Source organism: Streptomyces sp. NPDC046716 (genome assembly GCF_040645755.1).
Taxonomy (GTDB): Bacteria; Actinomycetota; Actinomycetes; order Streptomycetales; family Streptomycetaceae; genus Streptomyces.
Genome location: NZ_JBEYYU010000012.1, coordinates 89,962 through 113,497 on the forward strand (window position 1 = coordinate 89,962; position 23,536 = coordinate 113,497).

The 23,536-nt window shown below is 73.1% G+C and carries 21 protein-coding genes and 3 tRNA genes; 5 read left to right on the forward strand and 19 right to left on the reverse strand.

Annotated elements, in window-relative coordinates; translation table 11 throughout:
- Positions 1-40: 40 nt before the first annotated feature.
- The 8 genes from ABZ930_RS12200 to ABZ930_RS12235 all read right to left on the reverse strand — a co-directional run bounded on the left by ABZ930_RS12200 (position 41) and on the right by ABZ930_RS12235 (position 4,069).
- Positions 41-421 (reverse strand): DUF3291 domain-containing protein, encoded by a 381-nt coding sequence (locus ABZ930_RS12200; RefSeq protein WP_361545548.1) that lies wholly within the window; start codon positions 419-421, stop codon positions 41-43.
- A gap of 64 nt (positions 422-485) precedes the next feature.
- Complete coding sequence (locus ABZ930_RS12205) at positions 486-1,910, reverse strand: DHA2 family efflux MFS transporter permease subunit (protein WP_361545551.1); 1,425 nt, start codon at positions 1,908-1,910, stop codon at positions 486-488.
- Between the two features lie 93 nt (positions 1,911-2,003).
- On the reverse strand, positions 2,004-2,549 hold the full coding sequence (locus ABZ930_RS12210) for a TetR/AcrR family transcriptional regulator (protein ID WP_361545554.1): 546 nt from the start codon (positions 2,547-2,549) through the stop codon (positions 2,004-2,006).
- Between the two features lie 119 nt (positions 2,550-2,668).
- A complete protein-coding gene (locus ABZ930_RS12215) occupies positions 2,669-3,097 on the reverse strand; it encodes a MaoC family dehydratase (protein WP_361545557.1) in 429 nt (142 codons plus the stop codon).
- A gap of 2 nt (positions 3,098-3,099) precedes the next feature.
- Positions 3,100-3,552 carry a MaoC family dehydratase N-terminal domain-containing protein gene (locus ABZ930_RS12220; protein WP_361545560.1) on the reverse strand — a complete coding sequence of 151 codons (453 nt, stop codon included), beginning with the start codon at positions 3,550-3,552 and terminating at the stop codon, positions 3,100-3,102.
- An 80-nt stretch (positions 3,553-3,632) separates the two neighbouring features.
- On the reverse strand, positions 3,633-3,797 hold the full coding sequence (rpmG, locus tag ABZ930_RS12225) for a 50S ribosomal protein L33 (protein WP_003948671.1): 165 nt from the start codon (positions 3,795-3,797) through the stop codon (positions 3,633-3,635).
- Positions 3,798-3,889: 92 nt separating this feature from the next.
- Positions 3,890-3,962, reverse strand: a tRNA-Met gene (locus tag ABZ930_RS12230).
- A 34-nt stretch (positions 3,963-3,996) separates the two neighbouring features.
- Positions 3,997-4,069: transfer RNA gene (locus ABZ930_RS12235), tRNA-Thr, on the reverse strand.
- A gap of 239 nt (positions 4,070-4,308) precedes the next feature.
- On the opposite strand from ABZ930_RS12235, the gene ABZ930_RS12240 reads away from it, so the two are divergent.
- Together ABZ930_RS12240 and ABZ930_RS12245 are read left to right on the forward strand one after the other, a co-directional pair.
- Entirely contained in the window at positions 4,309-5,583 is a 1,275-nt protein-coding gene (locus tag ABZ930_RS12240) for an amidohydrolase family protein (protein WP_361545563.1), read from the forward strand.
- A 188-nt stretch (positions 5,584-5,771) separates the two neighbouring features.
- Positions 5,772-6,428 carry an SDR family oxidoreductase gene (locus ABZ930_RS12245; protein WP_361545566.1) on the forward strand — a complete coding sequence of 219 codons (657 nt, stop codon included), beginning with the start codon at positions 5,772-5,774 and terminating at the stop codon, positions 6,426-6,428.
- A 33-nt stretch (positions 6,429-6,461) separates the two neighbouring features.
- Here ABZ930_RS12245 and ABZ930_RS12250 read toward each other — a convergent pair whose 3' ends face one another.
- The 6 genes from ABZ930_RS12250 to ABZ930_RS12275 all read right to left on the reverse strand — a co-directional run bounded on the left by ABZ930_RS12250 (position 6,462) and on the right by ABZ930_RS12275 (position 10,249).
- Entirely contained in the window at positions 6,462-6,680 is a 219-nt protein-coding gene (locus ABZ930_RS12250; RefSeq protein ID WP_351458315.1) for a hypothetical protein, read from the reverse strand.
- A gap of 319 nt (positions 6,681-6,999) precedes the next feature.
- A complete protein-coding gene (locus ABZ930_RS12255; RefSeq protein WP_361545569.1) occupies positions 7,000-7,449 on the reverse strand; it encodes a DUF6299 family protein in 450 nt (149 codons plus the stop codon).
- 208 nt (positions 7,450-7,657) lie between these two features.
- A complete protein-coding gene (locus tag ABZ930_RS12260; protein WP_361545572.1) occupies positions 7,658-8,059 on the reverse strand; it encodes a hypothetical protein in 402 nt (133 codons plus the stop codon).
- A 213-nt stretch (positions 8,060-8,272) separates the two neighbouring features.
- Entirely contained in the window at positions 8,273-9,220 is a 948-nt protein-coding gene (locus ABZ930_RS12265) for a GNAT family N-acetyltransferase (protein ID WP_361545575.1), read from the reverse strand.
- 194 nt (positions 9,221-9,414) lie between these two features.
- The gene (locus ABZ930_RS12270; protein WP_361545578.1) at positions 9,415-9,810 is read right to left on the reverse strand and encodes an SHOCT domain-containing protein; all 396 of its coding nucleotides are present in this window, start codon (positions 9,808-9,810) and stop codon (positions 9,415-9,417) included.
- Positions 9,811-10,167: 357 nt separating this feature from the next.
- Positions 10,168-10,249: transfer RNA gene (locus ABZ930_RS12275), tRNA-Tyr, on the reverse strand.
- 223 nt (positions 10,250-10,472) lie between these two features.
- Between ABZ930_RS12275 and ABZ930_RS12280 the strand changes: the two genes are divergently transcribed.
- The 3 genes from ABZ930_RS12280 to ABZ930_RS12290 all read left to right on the forward strand — a co-directional run bounded on the left by ABZ930_RS12280 (position 10,473) and on the right by ABZ930_RS12290 (position 13,793).
- The gene (locus tag ABZ930_RS12280) at positions 10,473-10,961 is read left to right on the forward strand and encodes a YajQ family cyclic di-GMP-binding protein (RefSeq protein WP_361545581.1); all 489 of its coding nucleotides are present in this window, start codon (positions 10,473-10,475) and stop codon (positions 10,959-10,961) included.
- 211 nt (positions 10,962-11,172) lie between these two features.
- Positions 11,173-11,643, forward strand: a complete 471-nt coding sequence (locus ABZ930_RS12285) for a hypothetical protein (protein ID WP_361545584.1) — start codon at positions 11,173-11,175, stop codon at positions 11,641-11,643.
- On the forward strand, positions 11,640-13,793 hold the full coding sequence (locus tag ABZ930_RS12290) for a CHAT domain-containing protein (protein ID WP_361545587.1): 2,154 nt from the start codon (positions 11,640-11,642) through the stop codon (positions 13,791-13,793). The genes ABZ930_RS12285 and ABZ930_RS12290 overlap by 4 nt, the downstream gene beginning before the upstream one ends.
- On the opposite strand, the gene ABZ930_RS12295 is transcribed toward ABZ930_RS12290, so the two are convergent.
- Genes ABZ930_RS12295 through ABZ930_RS12315 form a run of 5 tightly spaced genes read right to left on the reverse strand, consistent with a single transcriptional unit; the run spans position 13,756 to position 23,533 of the window.
- On the reverse strand, positions 13,756-14,178 hold the full coding sequence (locus ABZ930_RS12295; protein ID WP_361545589.1) for a tetratricopeptide repeat protein: 423 nt from the start codon (positions 14,176-14,178) through the stop codon (positions 13,756-13,758). The two genes, ABZ930_RS12290 and ABZ930_RS12295, sit on opposite strands and share 38 nt — an antisense overlap.
- Positions 14,175-16,817 (reverse strand): Hsp70 family protein, encoded by a 2,643-nt coding sequence (locus tag ABZ930_RS12300; RefSeq protein WP_361545592.1) that lies wholly within the window; start codon positions 16,815-16,817, stop codon positions 14,175-14,177. The genes ABZ930_RS12295 and ABZ930_RS12300 overlap by 4 nt, the downstream gene beginning before the upstream one ends.
- Positions 16,814-18,013, reverse strand: a complete 1,200-nt coding sequence (locus ABZ930_RS12305) for a hypothetical protein (protein ID WP_361545595.1) — start codon at positions 18,011-18,013, stop codon at positions 16,814-16,816. Before ABZ930_RS12305 ends, ABZ930_RS12300 begins: the two co-directional genes overlap by 4 nt.
- Positions 17,997-18,437 (reverse strand): hypothetical protein, encoded by a 441-nt coding sequence (locus ABZ930_RS12310; protein ID WP_361545598.1) that lies wholly within the window; start codon positions 18,435-18,437, stop codon positions 17,997-17,999. Before ABZ930_RS12310 ends, ABZ930_RS12305 begins: the two co-directional genes overlap by 17 nt.
- Positions 18,434-23,533: a hypothetical protein gene (locus ABZ930_RS12315; protein ID WP_361545601.1), complete on the reverse strand. Its 5,100-nt coding sequence runs from the start codon at positions 23,531-23,533 to the stop codon at positions 18,434-18,436. The genes ABZ930_RS12310 and ABZ930_RS12315 overlap by 4 nt, the downstream gene beginning before the upstream one ends.
- Positions 23,534-23,536: the final 3 nt, after the last annotated feature.

Sequence of the window (23,536 nt, forward strand, 5' to 3'; positions counted from 1 at the left end):
CGGCCCCGCCGCGTTGACGGGGCCGTGTCCGCGCCGGATCTCACCGGAACCGCTTCAGGGCGTCCTCCCAGTCGAGCGGCAGGTCGCCGGCGGGCGCCTTCCAGGTGAGGAATTCGGAGTCCTTCATCTGTCCGCGCAGGCCCCCGGCGACGGGCCCGTGCGGCGCGGAGGCCGCGAAGTCCTTCAGCGCCTCGGGCGACTCCCAGGCGGACAACGTCCAGAAGGTGCGCTTGAGGGGCGCCGCCTTCAGGGTGGCTCCGCAGGCGCCGGGGGCGCGCCCGACCTGGCGCCAGACGGCGGGCGTACGGGCGAAGAACTTCAGGGCGCCCCACAGGGTGCGGGTCTCGAAGCGCGAGGCGAAGACGAGCACCTCGGCCCCTTCGGGCGGCGGGTTCGGCGTGGTCCAGGGCAGGGTCGGCATGACGTGCTCCTTCGACTGCGAACGGGGCTGTGGTCAGGTACCGGTTCCGTACGAGGTGGGGCTGTCAGGCGTTTTCGAGGACCTTCGCCGGCTCGGGCGCCGCGTCGGCCATGCGCCGGGTGCCCGGGATCGCCAGGGCGGCGGCGCCCGCGACGGCCACCAGGGCGGCGCCGACCCAGAGCGCGGGCTGGATGCCGTCCACGAAGCTGGGCGCGGAGTCGTAGCCGCCCTGCGCCGAGAAGATCGACGCCATGATCGCGATGCCGAGCGCGCCGCCGACCTCGCGCAGCGCGTTGTTGGAGCCGGAGGCGATGCCCTGCTCCTCGGGCCGGACGCTGGCCATGACCAGGTTGGACGCCGGGGCGAAGTACAGGGCCATGCCGACGCCGCTGACGATGAGGGCCGGCAGCTGGGCCGCGTACGAGACGTCGACGGAGATCACGGCGGCGAACCAGGCGAGCCCGAGCGCCTGGAGGAACAGTCCGGTGGCCGCGATGGTGCGGCCGCTGATCCGGTCGGAGAGGTATCCGGCGATCGGCGCGACCAGCATCGGCATGCCGGTCCAGGGCAGCATCCTCAGGCCCGCCTCGGTGGGCGAGTAGCCGAGGACGCCCTGGAGGAACTGGCTGAGCAGGAAGATCGAGCCGAACATGCCGAGGAACATCAGCATGCTCGCGGCGTTGATCCCCGCGAAGGCGCGGGAGCGGAAGAGCCGCATGGGGAGCATGGGGTTCTTGGCGCGGATGCCGTGGAGGACGAACCCGACGAGCAGGGCGGCCCCCGCGAACAGCCCGGTCAGGACGACGGTGTCGCTCCAGCCGACGATGGGCGCGCGGACCAGCCCGTAGACGATGCCGAACAGACCGCCGCTGGCGAGCAGGGTGCCGGTGATGTCGAGCGGGGCGCCGGTGCCGTGCGACTCCTTGAGGCGCAGCCGGGCGAGGGGCAGCAGGGCGAGGCCCACCGGGACGTTGAGCCAGAAGATCCAGTGCCAGGACACGTGTTCGGTGAGGGTGCCGCCGATGAGCGGGCCGGAGGCGACCGCGAGTCCGTTCGCCGCGCCCCAGATGCCGAACGCCATCCCGCGCTTGGCAGCCGGAACGGCGGCGCTGAGCAGCGTCAGGGTGAGCGGCATCATGATCGCGCCGCCGACGCCCTGCACCGCGCGGGCGGCGATCAGCGCGTCGATCCCGGTGGACATCGCCGCGGCGGCGGAGGCTCCGGTGAAGATCGTGATGCCGATCAGGAAGAGCCGCCGGCGGCCGAAGCGGTCACCGAGCGCCGCGCCGAACATCAGCAGGACGGCGAAGGTGAGCGTGTACGCGCTGACCGTCCACTCCAGGTCGTCGAGGGCGCCCCCGAGGTCCTGGCGGATGGACGGCAGGGCCGTGGTGACGACGAGATTGTCCAGAGCCGCCATGAATCCGGCGACGCTGGTGATGACGAGGGCCCAGACGGCTCCCCCGCGCTGCGCCGATTGCTGTGACATTGCTTCCCCAGTGTTCCTCTGCCGGTTGGTTAGTTATTGATGACTAACTTTCCTGGCCACGAAAATGCGGCCCACATCACGCGCTCGGCCGCGTCAGGACGTTTCGCCGCAGCCGCTCCACACCCGGTGCTCGGGCGGAAAGCCCATCGACACCAGGACGTTGATCAGCATTCCCTGGGCGAGGAAGTTCGTCGTCCCCTCGACGTCCGCACCCATGGCCAGCAGGACCGTGTCGTACATCTCCGCCCACAGGCGGCGCACTTCTTCGCCGAACTCCGTGTCACCCGCCGCCTCGGCGGCGGCCACGGCCACGTAGATCTGCATCTGCATGAGCAGCATGTCCGGGTCGTCGGCGATGAGGGACAGATACGCGCCCCCCATGGCCTCCTCGATCTCCTCGGGCGCGACCCCTTCGGCGGTCCTGCGGAACACCTCGGTGACGTTCTCGCAGCAGCGCCGGGCCGCGGCGAGGAAGATGGCCTGCTTGCCGGGGAAGAGCCGGAAGAGATACGGCTGCGAGACGCCCACCCGCTTGGCGATCACCTCGGTCGAGGTGCCGTAGTACCCACCCCGGGCGAACTCGGTGACCGCCGCGCGGATGACGCTCTCGCGTCGCTCCTCCGCACTCATCCTGACCATGCGAGAAAGTTAGTGGCCAATCACTACCTACGTCAACCCCTGCCCCGCGGCCCCTTGGCTACGGGTAAGGGGCGCCCTCCCCTGGAGAACGCCCCTTACCCGCACACACGAGGCGGCGATCAGGCGAGCTGAACCACCGCTCGGGACATCCCGAGGACCTTCTGTCCGGCGCTCATGGCGACCAGGTCGACCCGGACCCGGTCGTCGTCGAGCTTGGCGGCGACCTTGGCGCTGACCTCGATCTCGGCGCCCTTGTCGTCGTTCGGCACGACGACCGGCTTGGTGAACCGCACGCCGTACTCGACGACGGCGGCCGGGTCGCCGACCCAGTCGGTGACCACGCGGATCGCCTCGGCCATGGTGAACATGCCGTGCGCGATCACGTCCGGCAGACCGACCTCGACCGCGAACTTCTCGTTCCAGTGGATCGGGTTGAAGTCGCCGGAGGCGCCGGCGTACTGCACCAGCGCGGCGCGCGTCACCGGGAAGGTCTGCCCGGGCAGCTCGGTGCCGACCTCGACATCCGCGTACTTGACGGCCGTAGCCATGGTCAGACCCCCTCTGCGGCGCGCGAGACCAGCTTGGTCCACGCGGTCACGACGTGCTCACCGTTCTCGTCGTGCACCTCGCCGCGCACGTCGATGATGTCGTTGCCCGCGAGGGACTTGATCCCCTCGATGGTCGACGTCACGGAGAGTAGATCCCCGGCGCGCACCGGCCGCGTGTAGGCGAACTTCTGGTCGCCGTGCACCACCCGGCTGTAGTCGAGCCCGAGCTCAGGGTCGTGGACGACGTCGCCCGCGGCCTTGAACGTGATGGCGAACACAAAGGTCGGCGGGGCGATCACGTCGGGATGGCCGAGCGCCTGGGCCGCCGCGCGGTCGGCGTAGGCGGGATTGGTGTCCCCCACGGCCTCGGCGAACTCGCGGATCTTCTCCCGGCCGACCTCGTACGGGGCGGTGGGCGGGTAGCTCCGCCCCACGAAGGACTGGTCGAGCGCCATGGACTCGGTACCTCCTGTATTGGGGATGCAACGACACGAGGCCGCCCCCTGACGGGGACGGCCTCGTGTGCGAACCTGTTTTATCGCGTCTCGCGGTGCGCGGTGTGCGCGTTGCAACGCGGGCAGTGCTTCTTCATCTCAAGACGGTCCGGGTTGTTACGCCGGTTCTTCTTGGTGATGTAGTTCCGCTCCTTGCACTCCACGCAGGCCAGCGTGATCTTCGGGCGGACGTCGGTGGCAGCCACGTGAGTGCACTCCTTGACGAACGGATGGGACTGGAATAACGCATAGAAGAGTAGCCGATCGAAGGACCGACCCCACAATCGGCTACTGTCAGTAGCGGTGACCGGACTTGAACCGGTGACACAGCGATTATGAGCCGCTTGCTCTACCGACTGAGCTACACCGCTTTGATACGCGCACCGCGAGCGGTGTGTGTACCAGAGCCCCAATGCGGAATCGAACCGCAGACCTTCTCCTTACCATGGAGACGCTCTACCGACTGAGCTATTGGGGCGAGCGAGGAAGACATTACACGGTTGCGCGCCGATCGCCCAAATCCGTTTCGCGGGCCCGGCCGCCGGGAACAGCGGCCCCCTGCCCCGACCGGCTCAGGGACCCCTGGGACCCCATCAGTACGACTATTGCGGCGCTCCTCGAAGCGCGCGTGTCGCCGTCCTAGGCTCGACCCGTTCCGCGTGATCTTGTTCCTGAGATCCGGTTCCCGCGATCAGGTTCCCGAGCTTCTGGAGCGCGATGCCCGACAGCCCGCCGCAGCAGCCCCCCGCGCCCGGCTCCCCCGGCTCCCCCGACGACGCGCCCGACGGCTCCGGCCTGTTGCTGTGCGGCGCCCGGCTCACCGACGGCAGGACCGTGGACGTGCGGCTGGGCGGCGGGCGCATCGAGGCGGTCGGCACGGCCGGCAGTCTCACCGCGCACGGCTCGCGCGTGGACCTGAGCGGCTACCTGCTGCTGCCCGCGCCCGCGGAGCCGCACGCGCACGGCGACACGGCCCTGTCGGCGGACGGCGACGGCCCGGTGTCCCACGACGCCGAGGAGGTCCAGCGCCGGGCCACCGAGGCGACCCTGTTGCAGCTCGGCCACGGGGCCACCGCGGTCCGCTCGCACGTGCGGCTCGGCGAGTTGGAGGGGCTCGGGTCGCTGGAGGCCGTGCTCCAGGCGCGCCGTTCGCTGGTGGGGCTCGCGGATCTGCGGACGGTGGCGATGCCGCGGCTGCTGACCGGGGTAGCGGGCGCGGACGGGCTCGCGATGCTGCGGGACGCGCTGAAGATGGGCGCCTCCGTGGTGGGCGGCTGCCCCGACCTGGACCCCGATCCGACCGGCTACGTGGAGGCGGTGCTCGAGGTCGCCGCCGAGCACGGCTGCCCGGTCGATCTGCACACGGACGGCGCCGATCCGGCGCGGCTCGGACGGCTCGCGGCCGCCGCGGGCGGGCTGCGCACCGGGGTCGTCGTGGGCCCGCTCGGCGGTCTGACGCGGATGCCCCCGCAGGCCGTGCGGCGGGCCGTCGACGGGCTCGCCGCGGCCGGCGTGACGGTGGCCTGCCTGCCGCAGGGCGGCTGCGCCGGGGTGGACGGGCGCGGCGTCGCGCCGGTCCGGCTGCTGCGGGCGGGCGGCGTGCGGGTGACCGCGGGCAGCGGAGCGATGCGGGACGTGTCGAACCCGGTGGGCCGGGGCGATCCGCTGGAGGCCGCCTATCTGCTGGCCTCGCGGTACGGGCTGCGGCCCGAGGACGCGTACGACGCGGTGAGTTCGGCGGCGCGGGCGGCGCTCGGGCTGCCGGAGGTGCGGGTGGAGGCCGGGTTCCCCGCGGAGCTGCTGGCCGTGCGGGGCGACCGGCTCGCGGGGGCGCTGTCGCTGGCGTACAGCCGGATCGTGGTGCACCGGGGGCGGGTGGTGGCCCGGACCAGTGCGGTGCGCGAGTACTGCGACTCGGCGGCCGCGGTGGCGCTGGACCTGCCGCGGCAGGGGCGGGCGGCCAAGCACGGGGGCGGGAGCGGACCGGCGTAGGCGGGCGGCGCGGGCGGGTCCTGACGGCGGGGCAACTCCGCGCGCGTGGCGGCTTTTTCGCTCCCGCGCGCGTAACGGCTTTTCGCCACTGCGCGCGTGACAGCTTTTCGCCACTGCGCGCGCGTAGGCGTACGGCCGCGGAGATGGTTGCGCGGTCAACCGCCCGCGCTGGGCGTACGGTCGGAATCATGCGCATTGTCATCGCTGGTGGTCATGGTCAGATCGCGCTGCGGCTGGAGCGTCTGCTCGCCGCGCGCGGCAACGAGGTCGCGGGGATCATCCGCAAGGCCGAGCAGGGCGACGACCTGCGGGCGGCCGGTGCGGAGCCGGTGCTGTGCGACCTGGAGTCCGCGTCCGTGGAGGAGGTCGCGGCCCATCTGCAGGGCGCCGACGCGGCCGTCTTCGCCGCCGGTGCGGGTCCGGGCAGCACGGTCGCCCGCAAGGACACCGTGGACCGGGACGCCGCCGTGCTGTTCGCGGACGCGGCGGAGCGGGCCGGGGTGCGCCGGTACGTCATCGTGTCGTCGATGGGCGCGGACGCGGCGCACGAGGGCGACGACATCTTCGACGCGTACCTGCGGGCCAAGGGCGCGGCCGACGACGACGTACGCCGCCGCACCGGCCTGGACTGGACGGTCCTGCGGCCCGGTTCGCTGACGAACGACGCGGGCAAGGGCCTGGTCCGGCTGGAGGCGTCGACCGGGCGCGGGTCCGTGCCGCGCGACGACGTGGCCGCCGTCCTGGCCGAGTTGGTGGACACCCCCGCCACCGCCGGGCTGACCCTGGAGCTGGTCTCGGGCTCGGCGCCGGTCTCGGTGGCGGTGAAGTCGATCGCCGGGAACTGATCCCCGTACCGCCGTCCCGGACGGACCGCCGGCTCAGAACAGCGGCATCTGCCCGGGCACGTGCGGGACGACGTATCCGTCGAGGGCGTCCTGCACGGCCCCGAGCTGGGCCTGGCGGCGGGAGCCCGGGCAGGAGACGAGCTCACCCGCGTCGCGTGCGCCGGGCGGATCGTGGCGGGCGAAGCGGCCGGCGACGACGGCGATGTCGCGACGGCACTCGGGGCAGTTTCGGCGGCGCGCTGTGGTCGGCATGGGTTCAGTCTGCGCGGTGATCGTCGCGGGCACACGGTGATACCCCTGGACGGAGTCGGGCGCGGTGTCGGTCCGGGGGCCGCGCCGGGCCGATATCGGAGACTTTTCGGGCTCCGCGATCCTCATGATCGCGGAGCCCGGATGTTTTCCGAATTCACCGGACGACGGACGCGCGGAAAAACTCCGGGACGGGCACGGAGAAACCTCCGTATTATCTCCCCGCATTCACCCGCGGCGTCCTCTGTGTCCGTATTCGGTGATCGGCGCCTGCATTTCTTGCGCGGAATTGTCCGGCGGCGCTCTCCGGTGTCCGCCGCCGTCAGTCCGTGGCGGCGGTGAGTGTCACGGACTGTTCGCGCGAGGCGTGGAAGTGCGGCAGCGGCAGACCGCCCTGCGGGCGCAGTTCCATCACCGTCGCCTCGACCTGGGCGGCGCCCGGCTCGACGGTGCCGACGGGGACCTGGCCCGTGTTCTGCCAGGTGTGTTCGCGGCCGTCGCAGTCGGCCAGGGTGCCGCCGATGCCGCGCCGCGGCCCGTCGGACGTCTGGCGGACGGAGGCCGAGACGAAGACCGGGGCGAGGCCCGCGGTGCACCGGTAGGTGCCGGTCAGCGTCACGGTGCCGTCCGCCGCGACCGTGCCGGTCGGGGTGACGGTGACGGACTCGGCCGGTTCCGCGGCGCCGACCGCGGCGGGCGCGGCGAGCAGGAGCAGCGCGGCGCCGGTGACGGTGCCGAGCACGGCGAGGGGCTTGGGGGGCAGGACGGACATGGGGGCCTCCTTGGTGGGGCTTGTCGAGGCCCCCATTGATAGCCGGAGTGCGACGCTCTCTTCACTCAACGTCACCCCTTCGACGGCATTTCCGTACCGAGAGCGACGAGCGGCGGGGCCCACGTCGTCCGCGCAAGGAGGGAACGCGGACTCGGCGGGCCCCGCCGCCCTGGTCACCGGAGGGTGCGGAAGGGACCCTGACGGGAGGTCAGAGGATGCGCTCGGGCGCGTCGAACTGGTCGACGGGGGCGGTGTCGCACGCGGCGACGGGGCCACCGAGCACGTTGCCGCCGACGCCCTGCGTGGCGGGGACGGCGCAGCGCAGGTCGACGTTCACGAACGGGGCACCGTAGGCGTTGGCCACACCGCCGGGGTCGCCCGCGATGGTGACGTCGCCGTGGTCGGTGGCGAACTCCGTCGAGCCCGTGGCGTAGCCGGTCTCACCAGCGGCGCGCGCGGCGTCGTTGGCCTCGGCGGCGCTCGTCATGGTCTCGGCCTGCGGGCCACCGGTGGTGGCGGAGGCGCCACCGGCGGCACCGACGGTGGCAGCCGCGGCGGCGGTCGTCAGGGCGACGCCGGCCAGAACCTTGCGGATCATCATTTCTCCCATGTGAACAGTGGAGCGACGGAACGCCGCGTGCGGCCCGTCGAACGCACTGAACTCGATCGCCAGGAGAAACGTCACGTCCGCCTCGCCCTCATTCATTCTCCTGGAGCAGAGAAATACGGAGCATGGCCACATGACGGGGCTCGCCATTCATCGCAAAAGCGATGTTTTCCGCATTGAGCGGAGGCGAAAAAGAGAGTGGTGCCCTACCGTGCCCTACTCCGCCGGAGCCGAGAAGTTGATCCGGATTTCCGTGTTCCGATAACCGGCGCGGGCGAACGCCGCCGCCATGGGGCCGTTGCCGAGGTCGGTCGTGGCGGTGATGCGGTCCGCCCCGTCCTCGGCCTGGAAGCGCGTGATGGCGGCGAGGATCTCGGACACGTATCCGCGACCGCGCAGCTCCGGGACGACGCCGAGGTAGCCGACGTTGCGGTGGTACGGGGTGGCCGAGGGGATCGCGAGGCCGGCCAGGGCGCCGTCCGGGGTGTGCGCGAGGCGCCACCACTCCCGCTTGCCGGGCCGGTCGAGATAGAACTCCAGGCTTTCGCGGGCGGTGACCTCGCGGCCGTTGGCCGTCTCGCTCTCCACGGTGTGGGCGTCGAGCGAGCCCTCGGCGACCCGCATCATCGCTTCGAGGAAGACCTCGTCGTCGGGCTCCGGGGAGAACACCAACCGCTCGGGCGCGGCGGGCAGGGGTTCCTCGGGCGTCCACTCGAACTGCAGCCGCTCCACCTCGACGCTCAGTCCGGCGCGGCGGGCGGCCTCCTGACGCCAGGCCACGGCGGGGACGTGCTCGGGGTCGTCCCGCCACGAGCCGGGCAGGTGCAGCAGGTTGTACAGCGGCGGGGCCTCGGCGCCCGTCTCGCGGAAGGCCCGGTGCCCCGCGTCGAGGAGCGCCGCGGCCAGCTCGGCGCGCTCGGCGGGCGGCACCTCGTCAGCCGTCGCGAGACAGTCGAGGGCGAGCGGGTGCGCGCTGTCGCTCTGCCCCCACCACAGGGCACGGGCCAGCACCCGGCCGTCGGGGCTCCAGGCGGCCCAGGTCCACTCCGGGCGGTACTGCCGCCGGGCCAGCTCCTCCCGGTACGCGTCGGTGGACAGCCGCCGCACGGGCTCGGTGGAGGACAGGGCCAGGACTTGATCCAGCTCGGCACCGGGGCCGGGCACGGAGGCAAAACGAAGAGCAGAACCGCTCACAAAGGTCATTCAGGCACCTTTCAGGCGCAGAAGATCTGACCGGCAGCACCTGGGCATCCCGAGCAGACAAGAAGAGACGGCGACACCCGTCGTGCCGACCGCGGGGCGATCTTGCCAGGGGGACGTGTACTGGACAACGGAATTAGCGGAGCCGCGGGCGGGCCTCAGGCCAGGAGCTTGGTCTTGGCCTGCCGGAACTCGTCGTCGGTGAGCTTCCCGGCGTCGTGCAGGCCGGACAGGCGGGAGAGCTCGTCGGTGGCGCTGGGTTCCGCGGGGGAGGCGGCGGTCTCGCGAATGTAGTCCTTGAACGCCTTCTCGCGCTGCTGCGCCTGCTGGACGTCGCGTTCGCCCATGGTGCGGCCGCGCACGATGACGTAGACGAGGACGCCGAGGAAGGGCAGCACCAGACAGAAGACGAGCCAGCCGGCCTTGCCCCAGCCGCTGAGCTGGTGGTCGCGGAAGATGTCCATGATCACGCGGAAGAGCAGGAACAGCCACATGATCCACAGGAAGAAGAACAGCATCGTCAGGAACGTGTCGAGCAGCGGGTAGTCGTCCATGACCTCTCCTCACCGCACAGGCGGGTGTGTGATGTGCATTTTCTCCCTGGAGGACCCGGTACGCACGTTGAGCCGTACTCATTCCGCCAGGCCGCAAGGGGCTGAGCGGGCACGGTCTTCGGCGCGGGTTTCGGACGGCTCCGGCAGCGGGCAGAGCTCACGGCGCGGTCTGCCGGGTCGGCATTTCGCCGATGCCTGTGAGTCCTCGGGTGTCCCGCGGCCGCGAGCTGCGACCGATACCTGCCGCTGCGGACGCCGCCCCACCAAGAACCCGGGCAGAGGCACCGGAGTCCGAAGCACAAAAGAAGAAGCCCCTGACCTGCTGAAACAGCAGATCAGGGGCTTCTTGCCTTCCTGTGGCGGCGCCAGGATTCGAACCTGGGAAGGCTGAGCCGGCAGATTTACAGTCTGCTCCCTTTGGCCGCTCGGGCACACCGCCTTGGGATTGCTGCCTGCGCCTCGCCTTTCGGCGGTGCTCGTTGGCAACGACGTAAACAATACCCGATGGACAGGGGTGCTTCGCCACCCGATTGATCGACGGGCGGGGACGGGGCGGTGGCTAGGCTTGGCGCCGGGTGCGGCTCAGCGGTGCGCACCCGTCCAGGGTCCGGCCGGTGCCGGGTCCGCTGTCGTCACAACCCCGATACAAGGAGCCACAGGACATGGCCGACTCCAGTTTCGACATCGTCTCGAAGGTCGAGCGGCAGGAGGTCGACAACGCCCTCAACCAGGCCGGCAAGGAGATCTCGCAGCGCTACGACTTCAAGAACGTCGGCGCCTCCATCTCCTGGTCCGGCGAGAAGATCCTGATGGAGGCCAACTCCGAGGAGCGGGTCAAGGCCATCCTCGACGTCTTCCAGTCCAAGCTGATCAAGCGCGGTATCTCGCTGAAGTCCCTGGACGCCGGCGAGCCGCAGCTGTCCGGCAAGGAGTACAAGATCTTCGCCTCCATCGAGGAGGGCATCTCCCAGGAGAACGCCAAGAAGGTCGCGAAGATCATCCGTGACGAGGGCCCCAAGGGCGTCAAGGCGCAGGTGCAGGGCGAGGAGCTGCGGGTCAGCTCCAAGAGCCGTGACGACCTGCAGGCCATCATCACGCTTCTCAAGGGCAAGGACTTCGACTTCGCGCTGCAGTTCGTGAACTACCGGTAGATCCAGTACGCGACGGTCACCGGACCGGTTGTGCGGAGGGGCGGCACCCGTGGGTGCCGCCCCTCCTCTCATGCGCCCCGCCCGTCCGCGTCAACTTGCGGGGAAACAAGGGCGATCGGCGCGATGCGATGGTCTGCTGAGAGGCGTGGTGTCACGCTGGTGGCACTGCTGTTTCCGCTGCCCGCGGGGCAGGGCTTGGAGGTAGGTAGGCATGAGCACTGGAGCGACCGGGACCGCCGAGCCGGGAGGGGCGACGCTGGAACTCGAGCTGTACGGCCCCGATCCCTCGGCGGCCGAGCTGGCGGGTCTGCGAGAGGCGCTGGCGGCCGCGGGGGCCGCCCGCGTCGAGCGGACACTGCTGACCGCGCCGGAGTCCGACCAGCGCGTCGCCGAGCTGGTGGAGGTGGCCACGCTGATCGTGGGCGGGGTCGGGAACGTCGTCGCCGTCGTGGAGACCGTGCGCCAGTGGATGGCGCGGCGGCACGCGGCGGCCGCGCGCCGGGCCGTCACCTCGGCCGACGAGGAGGCCGTCCCGCGGGTCCGGGTGACGCTCGACGGGGACACCCTGGAGCTGGTGCACCCCTCCGAGCGGGCCACCGACGAGGCGATCGCCCGGTTCTACGACCGGCACCGCACGGCCGGCGGCGGTGGCGTCGGCCCGTCCGGCGGGCCCGCCCGATGATGACGACCCTCCAGGTGCGGGTCACCGAGTTACGGCCCGGCCGCACCCAGTACTCGTACGAACTCCGCTCGGGGGACGGGTCGCTGGTCGGCCCGCTGGAGCAGGAGCACACCGTTCCGGTCAGTCAGGACCTGGTCAAGGGGTTCTGCAAGGAGATCGACGCGGCCGTGAAGTGCGCCGAGCCCGACGACGCGGACGCGCTGCGGGAGGAACTGGCGCGGCTGGGCGGGCAGTTGTACGACGCCTTGTTCCCGCAGACCGGCCGGCTCGACCTCGTACGGCGGCTGCGCGAGGCCACCGGGCCGCTGCTGGTGCAGAGCAACGAGACGCTCGTACCGTGGGAACTGCTGCACGACGAGAACGAGTTCCTCGGGCTCACGCACGACATCGGGCGGCGGGCCAAGGTCGAGGGGTTCGTGGTCGACGGGCGCAGCAGCGACCGGATCCGGCGGGCGCTCGTGGTCGGGGACACCCTCGGGGACCTGGCCTCCGCCCGCGAGGAGATCGCGCGGATCAGCGAGTGGCTGGCCGGGCGGGGCGTGGAGTGCACCGTACTGAGCGGTGCCGAGGCGAGCATGACGCGGGTCGTCGGGGAGCTGGCCGACAAGGTCCGTCCGTACGACCTGTTCCATTACTCGGGGCATGTGTCGGGTGAGCCGGACGCCGCCGGGCTGATGGTGCACGACCGGAAGTTCATCGGGCTCGACGCGCTCCAGCCGCTGGCCAGGCGCGGCGCACCGCCCATCGTGTTCGTGAACGGCTGCACGACCGCGTCCGCCACCCTCGAACCCGGCTCCCGCGCGCTGGCCCAGGCCGCGCAGACCATGAACGCCTGCATGTCGTTCATGTTGATGGGGGCCAAGACCGTGGTCGGGACGCGCACTCCGGTGGGCGACGCGAGCGCGTTGAAGTTCGCGGAGGCCTTCTACAAGCAGCTCAGCGAGCACGCGGAGGCCGGCGCCGCGGTGCGCGGGGCGCGGGCGGAGCTGGCCGGGGCCGGGGACGGGACCTGGGCCTCGTTCGTACTGTACGGGGATCCGAGCGTGAAGATCACCGCGGCCGACGACGCGCCACCGCCACCGTCGCCGCCCGGTGACGCGCGGCAGCGGCCGCGGTACTCGCCGCAGGCCGTCGAACTGCTGCGCAAGGCACGGCGGTTCGGGGCCATGCGGGGGCTGATCACCTCCGTCGACCTGCTCACCGCGCTGCTCCACACGGACGAGGTGCGCCGGCGGGCCGCCGCCCGGATCGGGGCCCGGCGGCTGCAGCAGCTGACGGCGCTGCTGGAGCAGGTGCAGAGCCATGCGCCGGCCAGCGATGGAGCGGGCGCCGGGTCCGGCTCCGGCGCCGGGTCCGGCTCCGGCTCCGGCTCCGGCTCCGGGGACAGTGGGGAGTGGCGCGGTCTCGATACGTCGGTGAGTGCTACGGGGACGAACGGTGCGTCCCGGGCCGGCGGTACGACCGTCGAGGCCCCGGCCCCTGACCCGGCCGCGCGGAACGGCAGCGGGCGGATCGCCTTCTCCGACACCATCGCCCGGGTCGTCGAGGGTGCCGACGCGGCCGCCGCCGCCGACGGGCGGGACATCGTCGGGGTCGACGACATCGCGGTGGCGTTCCTGGACACCGGCGGCGGCAACTGCGCGGAGCTGCTGAAGGTGTGCGGGGTGCGGCCGGAGCTGCTGCTCTCCCCCACGGCGCCGGCCACCGAGCGGGCCGGCGAGGAGGAGCGGAGGCTCGACCTGTCCGCGCTGGGCCCGGGGGCCGCCGCGGCGGTGCGCAGCGCCCGGCTGCTCGCGGCGACGGGCGAGAAGCGGATCAGTACGAGTCTGCTGTTGCAGGCGTTCGCCGTGGCCGGCAGCGACGTACTGCGCGGCGCGCTCGCCGAGCAGGGCGAGGACGGCCGGGAGGCGTACCGCAGGATGGCCCGGTTCGGTCGGCCGCGCACCGGCGAGTTCTACGGGCGCACCCGCGACAAGCTGGAGCGGCTGACCGCGCAGGCGGCGGAGACCGGCACGTCCGTCGGCGAGGAGGCGCTGCTCATCGAACTCCTCGCCGACGACGACTCCACGGCCCGCAAGCTGCTGCACAAGCTGGGCGTGGAGCCGGAACTGCTCATTCAGGCGCTGCGGGGGGCGGCGGATCCGCACTAGCGGCGTCAGCCGTGTCGAGCAGCGCGAGGCCCGCCCGCGCCGTCCGGTCCTGCGGGCGGCGGGCCGCGGCCTGCTGCCACTGGCGGCGGGCCTCGGCCGTGTCCCCCAGCTCGTAGCAGGCCAGGCCCAGCGCGCTGCGGGCCTCCGCGTCGTGCGGGCACCAGTGCACGATCGCCGCGAACCGATCGCGGGCCGCCGCGAAGTCGCCGTCCCGGGCCGCCGCGAGACCGTCGTTGAACAGCCGTGCGGTGTGCGCGCCCAGACGCACGTACGCGCGCAGCGGGGTGCCGCAGCGGCCGCAGCTCTCGGCCGCCGCGTCGTTGTGCGCACGGCAGCGCGGGATGGGGCAGACGACCGCGACCGTCGGCGTGGCGGGCGCCGTCACTGGTGCCTCCCGCTGCCCGGGCCGCCGCCCTGGAGGAGGATCGGGACGCCGTAGTCGCTGCCGCCGTCGACGTCGATCAGCATCCGGGCGAGCTGGCGCAGCCGGGCGTTCATCTTGCTGATGTCGCGCAGCACGCCCTCCGGGTCGGCCGCGATCCTGGCCTCCTGCAGGCGCAGCTTGTGGTGGATGTCGGACAGTTCGCGGGACTCGGCGGTGCGGCCGGTGGCCTCGGCCACCCGGATCAGTTCCTCGGTGCCCTTGAGGTCGGCCTGCAACTGGGCGCTCGCGCGGACCGCGGGCGGGATCTCGGCGGCCGTCCGCTCACTGCGCAGCAGGCCCTGCAAGTAGCCGAAGACGCGCTGCAACCGCTGGATGACCTCGCCGTACGCGCGCTGGTCCCCGGCCGCGTGCGCCTGCTCGCCGCGCAGCCGCTGCTCCTCGATGCCGCGGGCGATCTCGGGGGCGTCGAAGGTCTTGCCCTCCGGTACGCCGTTCTCCACCAGGTGGGCGTGGAGGCCCTGGCAGTCGGCGACGAGGTCGTCGAAGTCCCGCTTGGGCGGCTGGAGTTCGCCGCCGGACCGGGAGACGGCGTCGGCGATCTGCTCCATCTCCCGGAACTCGTGGACGGCGCCGGGCACGTCCCCGCTCTGCTTGGCCTCCTGGAAGGCGCGCTCGGCCATGGCCCACTGGGCCTTCGCCGTGTTCTGCGGGCCGGCCGCGAGGTAGCCGAGGTTCTCCTTGAACCGCTGGTAGAGCGCAGCGGTCTCCGCCTCGCTCGGCATCTCGCGCTCGACGGGCAGTTCGATGGGGACGTCGAAGGAGATCTCGCCGATGGAGCCGCGGACGGCGATCGCGGCGTTCTCGTACATGGCGACGTTGAGGTGGATCGCCGTGCCGCGCGGCGTCGACGACGGTACGAGGACGGTGATCACCTGGATGGGCACGCTCTGCTGGAAGAGGCGGAGCTCCACGCGCTCCTTGCCCGGGTGCGCGAACTCGAACGGCCTCTCGTACGGCAGCTGTTGCATCGCCGGGACGAGCTCTTCGCGGCCGGTGCGGCCATCGCCGTAGTCGACCTCCATGAGGACGGCCTTGGCGGTGATCGCGGCGCCGCCGGTGCCGCCGGTCGGGCGCACTTCGCCGGAGGTGTGGGCGAGCTGACGGCCCGCGGTGGCGCGCAGGTCGCCGTAGGCGTCGTAGACCTCGAAGGTGAGGCTCGATTCGGCGTCGGGCTGTACGGGGACGTCGCGGAAGGCGAAGGCGCCCTCGGCGGAGAGGTCGGTCTGGTCCTCGAAGCCGGCCGTGGTGAGGCGGACCTGGCCGTCGGTGAGGTCGAGGCCGTCCGTCAGCGCCTTCACGGTGCCGCCGACGGAGGTGGTGGCGCGGCCGGTGGTGGCGGTGCCGTGGAAGGAGACGCGGACGGTGCGCTCGGCGTCGTAGACGGAGAGGCCGCCGACGGCTGCCGCGCGGACGGCCGCGCCGAGGGCGACGACCGTGTCGACCTGCTCGTACACCGGTCCGGCGCAGGCCGCCCTGATCTGGCGCGGGGAGCCGGGCGCGGGGGTGCCGCAGAGTTCGTCGGTGACCATCTGGCGGACCAGCGGCATGTGGGTGGAGCCGCCCGCGAGGATGATGTGGTCGACGTCGGCAAGGGTGATGCCGGCGCGGTCGGTGGCGCGGGCGATGGCCTCGTCGCAGTAGGTGAAGGTGCGCTCGATGAACGGGCGGGCCACCGCGTCGAGTTCGGCGCGCTCCAGCAGAGTCTCGATGACGACCGGCTCGCCCTGCTGATCGGTGAGGCGGCCGGTGTCGCGCAGGATGTAGTCGGTGCGCTCGGACAGGGCCTTCTTGGCACCCTCCGCGAGGATCTTCAGCTGGCTGAAGCGCAGCGCGTCCTCGGGGTCCTTCTCGGGGGCGAGGTCGAGCGCGTAGCCGTCGGCCTGGAGCATTTTCTGCAGGTGGCGGGCCATGGCTGCGTCGATGTCGTCGCCGCCGAGGCGGTTGTTTCCGCTGATGCCGAGGACTTCGAAGGTGCCGGCGGTGCAGCGCAGGACGCTGACGTCGAAGGTGCCGCCGCCCAGGTCGTAGACGAGGAACGTGCCGTTCTGCGTCGCCGTGCGCCAGCAGTAGTGGCTGGCGGCCGCCGTGGGCTCGTGGAGCAGGCCGAGGACTTCCAGGCCCGCCTGTTCGGCCGCCTCGCGGGTGGCGTCGATCTGGGGCTGGTCGAAATAGGCGGGGACGGTGACGACGGCCCGGTCCACGATCCAGCGCACGCCCTCGGTGTCGAACGCCGCGACGTCGTCCTCGATCTGCCGCTTCATCTCGGCCAGTATCGACGCCGACACCTGCTGGGGGGTGTGCCGCTCGCCGCCGAGGTCCACGGTCGTCCGCGTGCCCATCAGGCGCTTCACCGAGGTGACCGGTTCCGGGGTGCTGCCCTTGCGAGCGAACGCCTTCCGGCCCACGACCAGTTCGCCGCCGGCCGGGGAACGCCATACGCAGCTGGGCGTCGTGGACGACTTCGTGACCGGGTCGCGGTGAATGATGATGTCGCCGTCGGCGGGGTCCATCACCGCGACGGCACTGTTCGTCGTGCCGAGATCGATCCCGACGGCTTTGCTCACGATCTGCTGCGTCATGCGTCGTTGTCCGTTTCGGAGAGCTTGGTCGGGGTGGGGGTGGCGGATCCCGAGGGAGGGGGTGCGACGGGGGGCGCGGGTGGCTTTGTGGGTGGGGTTGTGGGTGCGGAGGTGGCTTCGGTGGGGGGCGGTTCTGGGGGTGGGGCTGTGGCGGGGGGCTGGACCGTGGCGGAGGGCTGGGCCGTGGCGGGGGCCGGTTCGGAGGGTGAGGCCGCTTCTGGGGGCGGGACCGCGTCGAGGGCCCGGATCGCGTCGGGGTTTGGTCCGGAGAGTGGGGACGAGTCGGTGGGCCGGGCCGTTGCCGAGTCTGTGCCCGGCGCCGATGCCGGGGGCGGGGCCATGCCGGGAGGCTCGGCCGGGGCGGTCTCTGCCGCTGAGGTCGCTACTGTGCCGGGCCCCTCGCCCGGAGCCGCGCCGAGAGCCGGGGCCGTGTCCGGGCCGGGGCCCGCGGCCGGGGATACGAGCGGGTCGGCGGCCCGGGATGCAGGCGGAGACGCGGCCGAGGATGCGGAAGGGGCCATGTCCGAGGATGCGGGCAGGTCCGCGGCCGGAGATCCAGGCGGGCCCGCGACCGGAGATGCAGGCGAGCCCTCGGCCGAGGATCCAGGCGGGCCCGCGGCCGGAGATGCGGCTTCGGCCACGCCCTGCCCCTCCGCGTCCCCCTGCTGGTCCGGGACGCCCGGTTCCGGGGAGCCCATGAAGACGCGGGCCAGTCGGACCACCGCGCCGTGGTGGAAGACGGCCGGTTCGTCGGTCTGGGCGACCGTTTCGGACGTGAACTGGGGGCCGTAGCGCCAGCCGACCGGGTCGGACCAGTCGGCGACCTCGTCGGCGGGGAGGCCCAGGGGGTCGCGGACTTCGACGCCGTCGTCGCGCAGGGTTTGCAGCATCTGTTCCTTGAGGATGCGCAGTCTGCGATGCAGGCGGGCCTGGCCGCTGTCCGCGAGGGCCTGTTCCCCGGCCGCGATCAGCTGCTCCAACCTGCCCACCAGAGAGGCGAGTTCGAAGACGGTGTCGCGCGCGCCGGACGCGGCCCGCGCCGCCTCGCCGCGCGCCGCGCTCAGGTCCTCGTGGCGGCGCTGCAGCACCCCCGCGAGTTCGGCCTGCGGCGAGACCGCCTCGTCGCCGCCCTCGGGCACCGCGCGCTCGGCGAACTCGCTCCAGTCCAGGGCGATCCGGTCAGCCGAAGAGGACATCGCGGGCCTCCAGTTCCGAGCCCGGGGCGTCGGTCGCCGGGCGGTCCAGGGCGGCCCGCGCCGCGTCGGGCACGGGCCGGTGCAGTTCCCGTACGACTCTCCGTACGGCAGAGGGCAGATCGAAGGCGTCGGGCGTGAGGCGGTGGCCGCGCAGATCGGCCGGGTTCGTCCGATGGCGCCGCGCGAACGCGTCCCAGGCGCGATCCCGGTAACCCGTGCCCGGCGGCTCGGTCAGCGCATGTCGCTGCCGGGTGCGCGGATGCCCGATCAGCTCGCGCATCGCCCAGTCGTACAGGGCGCGTTCCTGCTCGCTGCCGGCCGTGCGGATGCCGTCCTCGGCCCGCTCGACGATGCTCTGTTCGTCGGCGTCGGAGGGCAGCCCGAGGACATGGAAGGGATTGGGGCGGCGGTCTGCCGTGCTCATCTCAGGAATCTCCTGATCATCTCCTCCGCACGGGTCAGGTTCTCCCCGGCGGTCGTGTTGGCGGGGTTGAGGTCGAGGGCCTCGCGCAGCAGCGGCTTCGCGGCGACCAGGCCGAGCAGCGCCTCGGTGTCGCCGGCCGGTGCCGTGTTGGCCACGTTGATGAAGACCACCGCGCGGTTGTTGAGCAGCGCGGACAGGGCCTGGTTGGTGTCCGGTACCAGCTTGGGGTCGTCGGTGACCTCGGGGGCGAGGACGAGGACCTCGCGCAGGCACCGCTCGGCGACGTCGAAATCGCGCTCTCTCAGCTCGCGCTTGCCCTTGCCGTACAGGGCGTTGACCCGCAACTGGACGTGGGTCTTGTGGACGTCCTCGGTGTCGGGGATCTCGTCGAGGAGGGCCAGCGCCTCGTCGTAGCGGGCGGCGGTGTTGTGATCGCGTACGGGGACGAAGACGAGGTCCGCGCGGCGCGACTCGAGGAACCGGCCCACCTCCTGGTTGCCCGGGTCCCACTCCGCGGCCTGCTCCAGGAAGCGGACCGCCTCCTCGTTGCGCCCGTTGAGCAGGCCGCGCTCCAGGAAATGGAAGCCGAGGACCTGGTTCTCCTTCAGGTGCGGGCGGTTGGGGGTGGCCAGTCCGGCGAGCTGGTCCGCGTACGGGATCGCCTTGGCCAGGATCGCTCGGACGGCGTCCCAGTCGCTGAGCCGGTAGAGACCGAACTGCCACTGGTTGTGCCACTCCAGGGCGGCGCACAGCACGGGCACCGGTGCGAAGCCGTGCTGGATCGCGGTGTCCAGGAGCTGGATGCCCGCCTCGTAATCCCGGTCGACGCCGACGGGCAGGCCCTCGACGGCGGCCGGGTCGTCGACCCGCTCGGTCGCCGTGCGCACCAGGTCGGCGGCCCAGTCGTCGAGCAGCCGGCCCGCGCGCGCGGCCGCAGCGTCGAACAGGTCCGGGTCCACTCCGTCGGGCACCGCCGCGGCGAGCGGCCCGCCGGCGAGGAGCGCCCGGGTGGCGCGGGGGCCTTTGCGGACGGCTCTCAGCGCGCGCAGTTGAGCGGCGAGGTCGGCCGGGCGGCCGGCGTCGAGGGCGCGGGCGCCGTGCAGCCGGTGCAGGCCGAGGAGTTCGTCGGTGAGCTCGCGGCGCAGGTCCGCGGCGGCCGCCGCGTCGGACACGCGCGCGTGGTCCCAGAACGCCGGGTGGGCGAGGAGGAGGGTCCACAGTGCGGTGGCCGCGGTGAGTTCGGGTCCTGGGGCGCTGCCGCGGGCCAGGGCGGCCAGGGCCTCCTCGCGGTGCAGGACGGCAAGGGTGTGCGGCAGGGCGAGGTCGTCGGGGTCGCCGATGTCGAGCAGGGCCGCCAGTTCACGGAGTATGGCGACCGGTTCGTCGCGCTCCAGGGCGCGCCACAGGGCCGGGTAGGGCTCCGCCGCGGCCTCGATGACGCGGTATCGGCCGCGCCGCTCGAAGTCGGGCACGGCGCCGGGGAACAGGGCGGCGAGCAGGGCGTCCATGCGGTCGTCGCGGATCAGGTCCGCCAGGTGGTGGTGGACGGGGTGGTCGGCGGGGAGGTGCCGCGCCGCCCGGTGCAGCAGGGTGACGGCGGTGGCCGTGTCCCCGGCCGTGTGGACGGTGACCGCGCGGTGGCACAGATAGGCGCCGTACTGCTCGCGCTCGGCGGCCCCTGGTGCGGCCGTCGCGAGGATGCGCTGCCAGAGGTCGTCGGCGGTGGCGTGGTCGCCGAGGGCCACGGCGCAGTGGGCGAGGGTACGGAGCGTGGGGGCCGTTCCCTGCGGGGCGGGAGCGGTTTCCCGTGGGCCGGGGACGATTCCCTGCCGGTCGGGGGCGGTGCCCTGCGAGTCGGGGGCGGTGCCCTGCCGGTCGGGGGCGGTGCCCTGTGAGTCGGGGGCTGTTCCCTGTCGGTCAGCGGCGGTTTCCTGCGGGGCGGAAGCGGTTCCCCGTGGGCCGGGGGCGGTTCCCTGTCGGTCGGAGCCGATCCCCTGTGAGTCGAGGGTGGTTTCCCGTCGGTCAGCGACGGTTCCCTGCGGGGCGGAGCCGGATCCTCGACGGTCAGCGGCGGTCCCCTGCTGGTCCGAGCCGGACTCCTGTCGGCCAGCGGCCCTCCCCTGCTGATCCGAGCCAGACCCCCGACGGCCAGCGGCACTCCCCTGCTGATCCGAGCCAGACCCCCGACGGCCAGCGGCCCTCCCCTGCTGATCCGAGCCAGACCCCCGACGGCCAGCGGCAGTCCCCTGCTGATCCGAGCCAGACCCCCGACGGCCAGCGGCAGTCCCCCGTGAATCGGGGGCGGTGCCCTGCCTGTCGGAGCCGGCCCCCTGCCAGTCAGCGGCGGTCCCCCCTGGGCCGGGGGCGCCGTCGGATGTGAGGAGGGCGGTCGCCTGGGCACGGACGATGGCGGCCAGGGCGTCGGCACGGGCGTCGCGGCGCTTGGCGCGGGCGACGCGGGCGCACAGGGCGGGCACCACGGCGCCGAGGTCGAGCAGGCCCGCGAAGTCGAGCGGGTCGAGGTCGGCGAGGCCCTGTGTGAGCACGGTCGCGGCGCCCGCCAGGTCGGCGCCGGCGAGGGCGGCCGCCTGCGCGGTCAGCAACGGCGCCGTGAGGCCGGGCAGCCCGTCCGCCGGAGGCAGCCCGCGACCGGCTCCGCCCTCCAGGACATGCGCCAGGAACTCGGCGGCCTGCCGGGCGGGGTCGTCCTGCGCGGCCCCCGCGGCCCGGGCGTCGGGTCCGTCGGGAACGGCGTCCGGCGCGGCAGTTCCGGCCGGACCGGCGGCACCGCCCTCCGCCCGCAACACCCGTACCGCCGCCTCCCTCCCCTCCGTACCCAGCGCGTCCGCCGCCGCGGTCAGCACCGCCAGCGGGTCGGTGCCGCCCCGAACCGCGGGCAGGGCATGACGGTCGCGGAACTCGGCGAGCAGTTCCACCCCGTCGGGATCCGGATCGGGAGCGAGAGCGCAGGCGCGGGCCAGGGCCGCGGCCAGCCCCGGCGCCTCGTCCCCCGGGGTCCACTCGGCCAGGGCCTCGGCGAGCACCGGCTCGGTACCCTCCGGTTCGGCCAGCAGCTGGGCGAGCCCCAGCACGCGCGCGTACTGCGGCCGATGCCGCACCACCCGCCACGGAGCGCGCCCCCGGCCGGGGTACAGCGCCCGCTCGGCGAGCAGCCGTGCGGCCTGGCCCAGCTCGCGGGCGTGCGGGGGCACGGACGGCACCGCGTCCTGCCCGGTGAGTGCGGCGTCGGTGAGCCGGGCGGCGGCCTGCTCGGCCTCCTGCTGCGCCGCCTCGGCCGCGCCGGTCGCCCAGTGCACGGCCGCCCTGTGCAGCCCGATGAGCCCCAACTCGTAGCGTGCGCGCGGAACATGACATACGGGGTCGCTCAGCAACCGCCGCTCCGCCGCGCGGGTCCTGCCCTGGAGGATCTCGGCGCGGGCCCGCAGCAGTTCGGCGGCGCGCCCGACCGCGCCCTCCAGGAGGGAGTGCACCGCCGCCGGGTTCCCTGCGGCCAGCTCGGCCGCCGCGCGGACCTGTGCGGCCCGGTCGCGGCCGAGGGCGTGCGCCTCGACGAGGAGCCGGACGGCCCGGTGCGGATCGTCCGGCTGGGCCGCGACGCCTTCCCACAGCCGCTGTTCGGCCCGCGGCAGTCGTCGGAAGAGGGGCAGGCCGAGGAGCCGGTCCACCTCGCGCGGGCGCCCGCGCTGCACCTCGGCGGCGAGCATCGTGCGCAGCGCTTCGAGACGGTCCGGCAGGGTGCACCCGGCGAGGTCGAGCCGGTCCCAGCCGGGCAGGTCCCCGGCGGGCCGCCGTCCCCGCGCCATCCGCAGCCGCGCGCGCACGACGGGCGCAAGCCCGCCCGCCCCGGCGGCGAGCCGCTCCTGGGCGTCCGCCGGGACGGCACGGTCGGGATCGGCGTCGAGCAGCAGGCAGAGCAGCGGCCACGAGAGGCCCGCATCGGTGGCGGCGAGGGCGTCGGCGGCCTCCTTGCGGCGGCCGTCCAGGAGCCGGGCCCACCCCGCGTGGTAGGCGAGGTCGGCGCGGTGCGGGTGGGCCGTGGCGACGGCCGTCAGCGTCTGGCCGGCCGCCCGCGCGCGTCCTTCGAGCAACTGGCGGCGGCCCAGCGCGTACCGCACCCAGGGCGCGGTGTCCGGCCCCTCCTCGATCTCGGCGAGCCGGGCCGCGTCGAGCGGCTGCTGCGCCGCGTCGGTCACGAGGGTGTCGTCGTCCAGCCAGGCCAGCGTCCGGCACAGGTCGACGATCTGCCAGACGCGGGCCGTCAGCCCGGCCTCGCGGCCCGCGACCGCCTCCCTCGCCCGGAGGTGCGCACCGGCTTGCAGATGGGCGGCGACGAGGCCGTGCACCGCCACCGGGTCGGCGGGGTTCGCCCGGCAGGCGGACTCGAAGTGCCGGACGGCGTCGGCCGGGCGGCCGTGCAGCAGGAGCGCCGCGAAGCCGAGCGCGCGGTCGGTGACGGGGGCGCCGGGCCGCGCCGTGGACAGACGCGCGGCCAGCGCGGCGGCCCGCTCCACGCGCGCGACGGGGTCGTCGAAGTCGGTGGCGAGCAGTCGCTGTACGTGGTTCAGGACGGCGGCCGGCGGCCGGGCGTGGCGGCCGAGCAGGTCGGCGTAGACGTCGAGCGCCGAGTCGTTGTCCGCGGCCGCCTCGACCAGGGCCTCGGCCGCGCCTCCGCGCGCCTCTTCGTCCACCTGTGGGGCGCGGTACAGACGCGTGAGCAGGACGATGCCCCAGGCCCGGTCGTCGGGGGTGCCGCGGCGCAGGACCGCGCGGGCCAGCGGGATCCACGACCGCTGCAGCGCGACGTGGCCGTCCTGGGCCATCCGCTCACCGAGACCGGCCAGACGCCCCAGGTCGTCGACGGTGAGCAGCGGGCCGAACCGGTCGCCCAGGAACGACTCCTGGAACGGCGGCCACAGCGGGGCCGTCTGCTCCGGCCGCTCCTCGAACCCTTTGAGGACATCCCGCATCCGGGCGAGCGCGTGCCACCGATCGGTCTCCTTCAGTGCGGCGGCCCAGGCGTTCTCCAGGCGTCCGACGAAGGACAGGGACTTGCGGAACGACCGCTCCGGCTCCATCCC

Bases quoted from the DNA above. Each gene is read 5' to 3' on its own strand.
- ABZ930_RS12200 (WP_361545548.1), bottom strand. From the start codon at position 421: ATGCCGACCCTGCCCTGGACCACGCCGAACCCGCCGCCCGAAGGGGCC.
- ABZ930_RS12205 (WP_361545551.1), bottom strand. From the start codon at position 1,910: ATGTCACAGCAATCGGCGCAGCGCGGGGGAGCCGTCTGGGCCCTCGTC.
- ABZ930_RS12210 (WP_361545554.1), bottom strand. From the start codon at position 2,549: ATGGTCAGGATGAGTGCGGAGGAGCGACGCGAGAGCGTCATCCGCGCG.
- ABZ930_RS12215 (WP_361545557.1), bottom strand. From the start codon at position 3,097: ATGGCTACGGCCGTCAAGTACGCGGATGTCGAGGTCGGCACCGAGCTG.
- ABZ930_RS12220 (WP_361545560.1), bottom strand. From the start codon at position 3,552: ATGGCGCTCGACCAGTCCTTCGTGGGGCGGAGCTACCCGCCCACCGCC.
- ABZ930_RS12240 (WP_361545563.1), top strand. From the start codon at position 4,309: ATGCCCGACAGCCCGCCGCAGCAGCCCCCCGCGCCCGGCTCCCCCGGC.
- ABZ930_RS12245 (WP_361545566.1), top strand. From the start codon at position 5,772: ATGCGCATTGTCATCGCTGGTGGTCATGGTCAGATCGCGCTGCGGCTG.
- ABZ930_RS12250 (WP_351458315.1), bottom strand. From the start codon at position 6,680: ATGCCGACCACAGCGCGCCGCCGAAACTGCCCCGAGTGCCGTCGCGAC.
- ABZ930_RS12255 (WP_361545569.1), bottom strand. From the start codon at position 7,449: ATGTCCGTCCTGCCCCCCAAGCCCCTCGCCGTGCTCGGCACCGTCACC.
- ABZ930_RS12260 (WP_361545572.1), bottom strand. From the start codon at position 8,059: ATGGGAGAAATGATGATCCGCAAGGTTCTGGCCGGCGTCGCCCTGACG.
- ABZ930_RS12270 (WP_361545578.1), bottom strand. From the start codon at position 9,810: ATGGACGACTACCCGCTGCTCGACACGTTCCTGACGATGCTGTTCTTC.
- ABZ930_RS12280 (WP_361545581.1), top strand. From the start codon at position 10,473: ATGGCCGACTCCAGTTTCGACATCGTCTCGAAGGTCGAGCGGCAGGAG.
- ABZ930_RS12285 (WP_361545584.1), top strand. From the start codon at position 11,173: ATGAGCACTGGAGCGACCGGGACCGCCGAGCCGGGAGGGGCGACGCTG.
- ABZ930_RS12290 (WP_361545587.1), top strand. From the start codon at position 11,640: ATGATGACGACCCTCCAGGTGCGGGTCACCGAGTTACGGCCCGGCCGC.
- ABZ930_RS12300 (WP_361545592.1), bottom strand. From the start codon at position 16,817: ATGACGCAGCAGATCGTGAGCAAAGCCGTCGGGATCGATCTCGGCACG.
- ABZ930_RS12305 (WP_361545595.1), bottom strand. From the start codon at position 18,013: ATGTCCTCTTCGGCTGACCGGATCGCCCTGGACTGGAGCGAGTTCGCC.
- ABZ930_RS12310 (WP_361545598.1), bottom strand. From the start codon at position 18,437: ATGAGCACGGCAGACCGCCGCCCCAATCCCTTCCATGTCCTCGGGCTG.
- ABZ930_RS12315 (WP_361545601.1), bottom strand. From the start codon at position 23,533: ATGGAGCCGGAGCGGTCGTTCCGCAAGTCCCTGTCCTTCGTCGGACGC.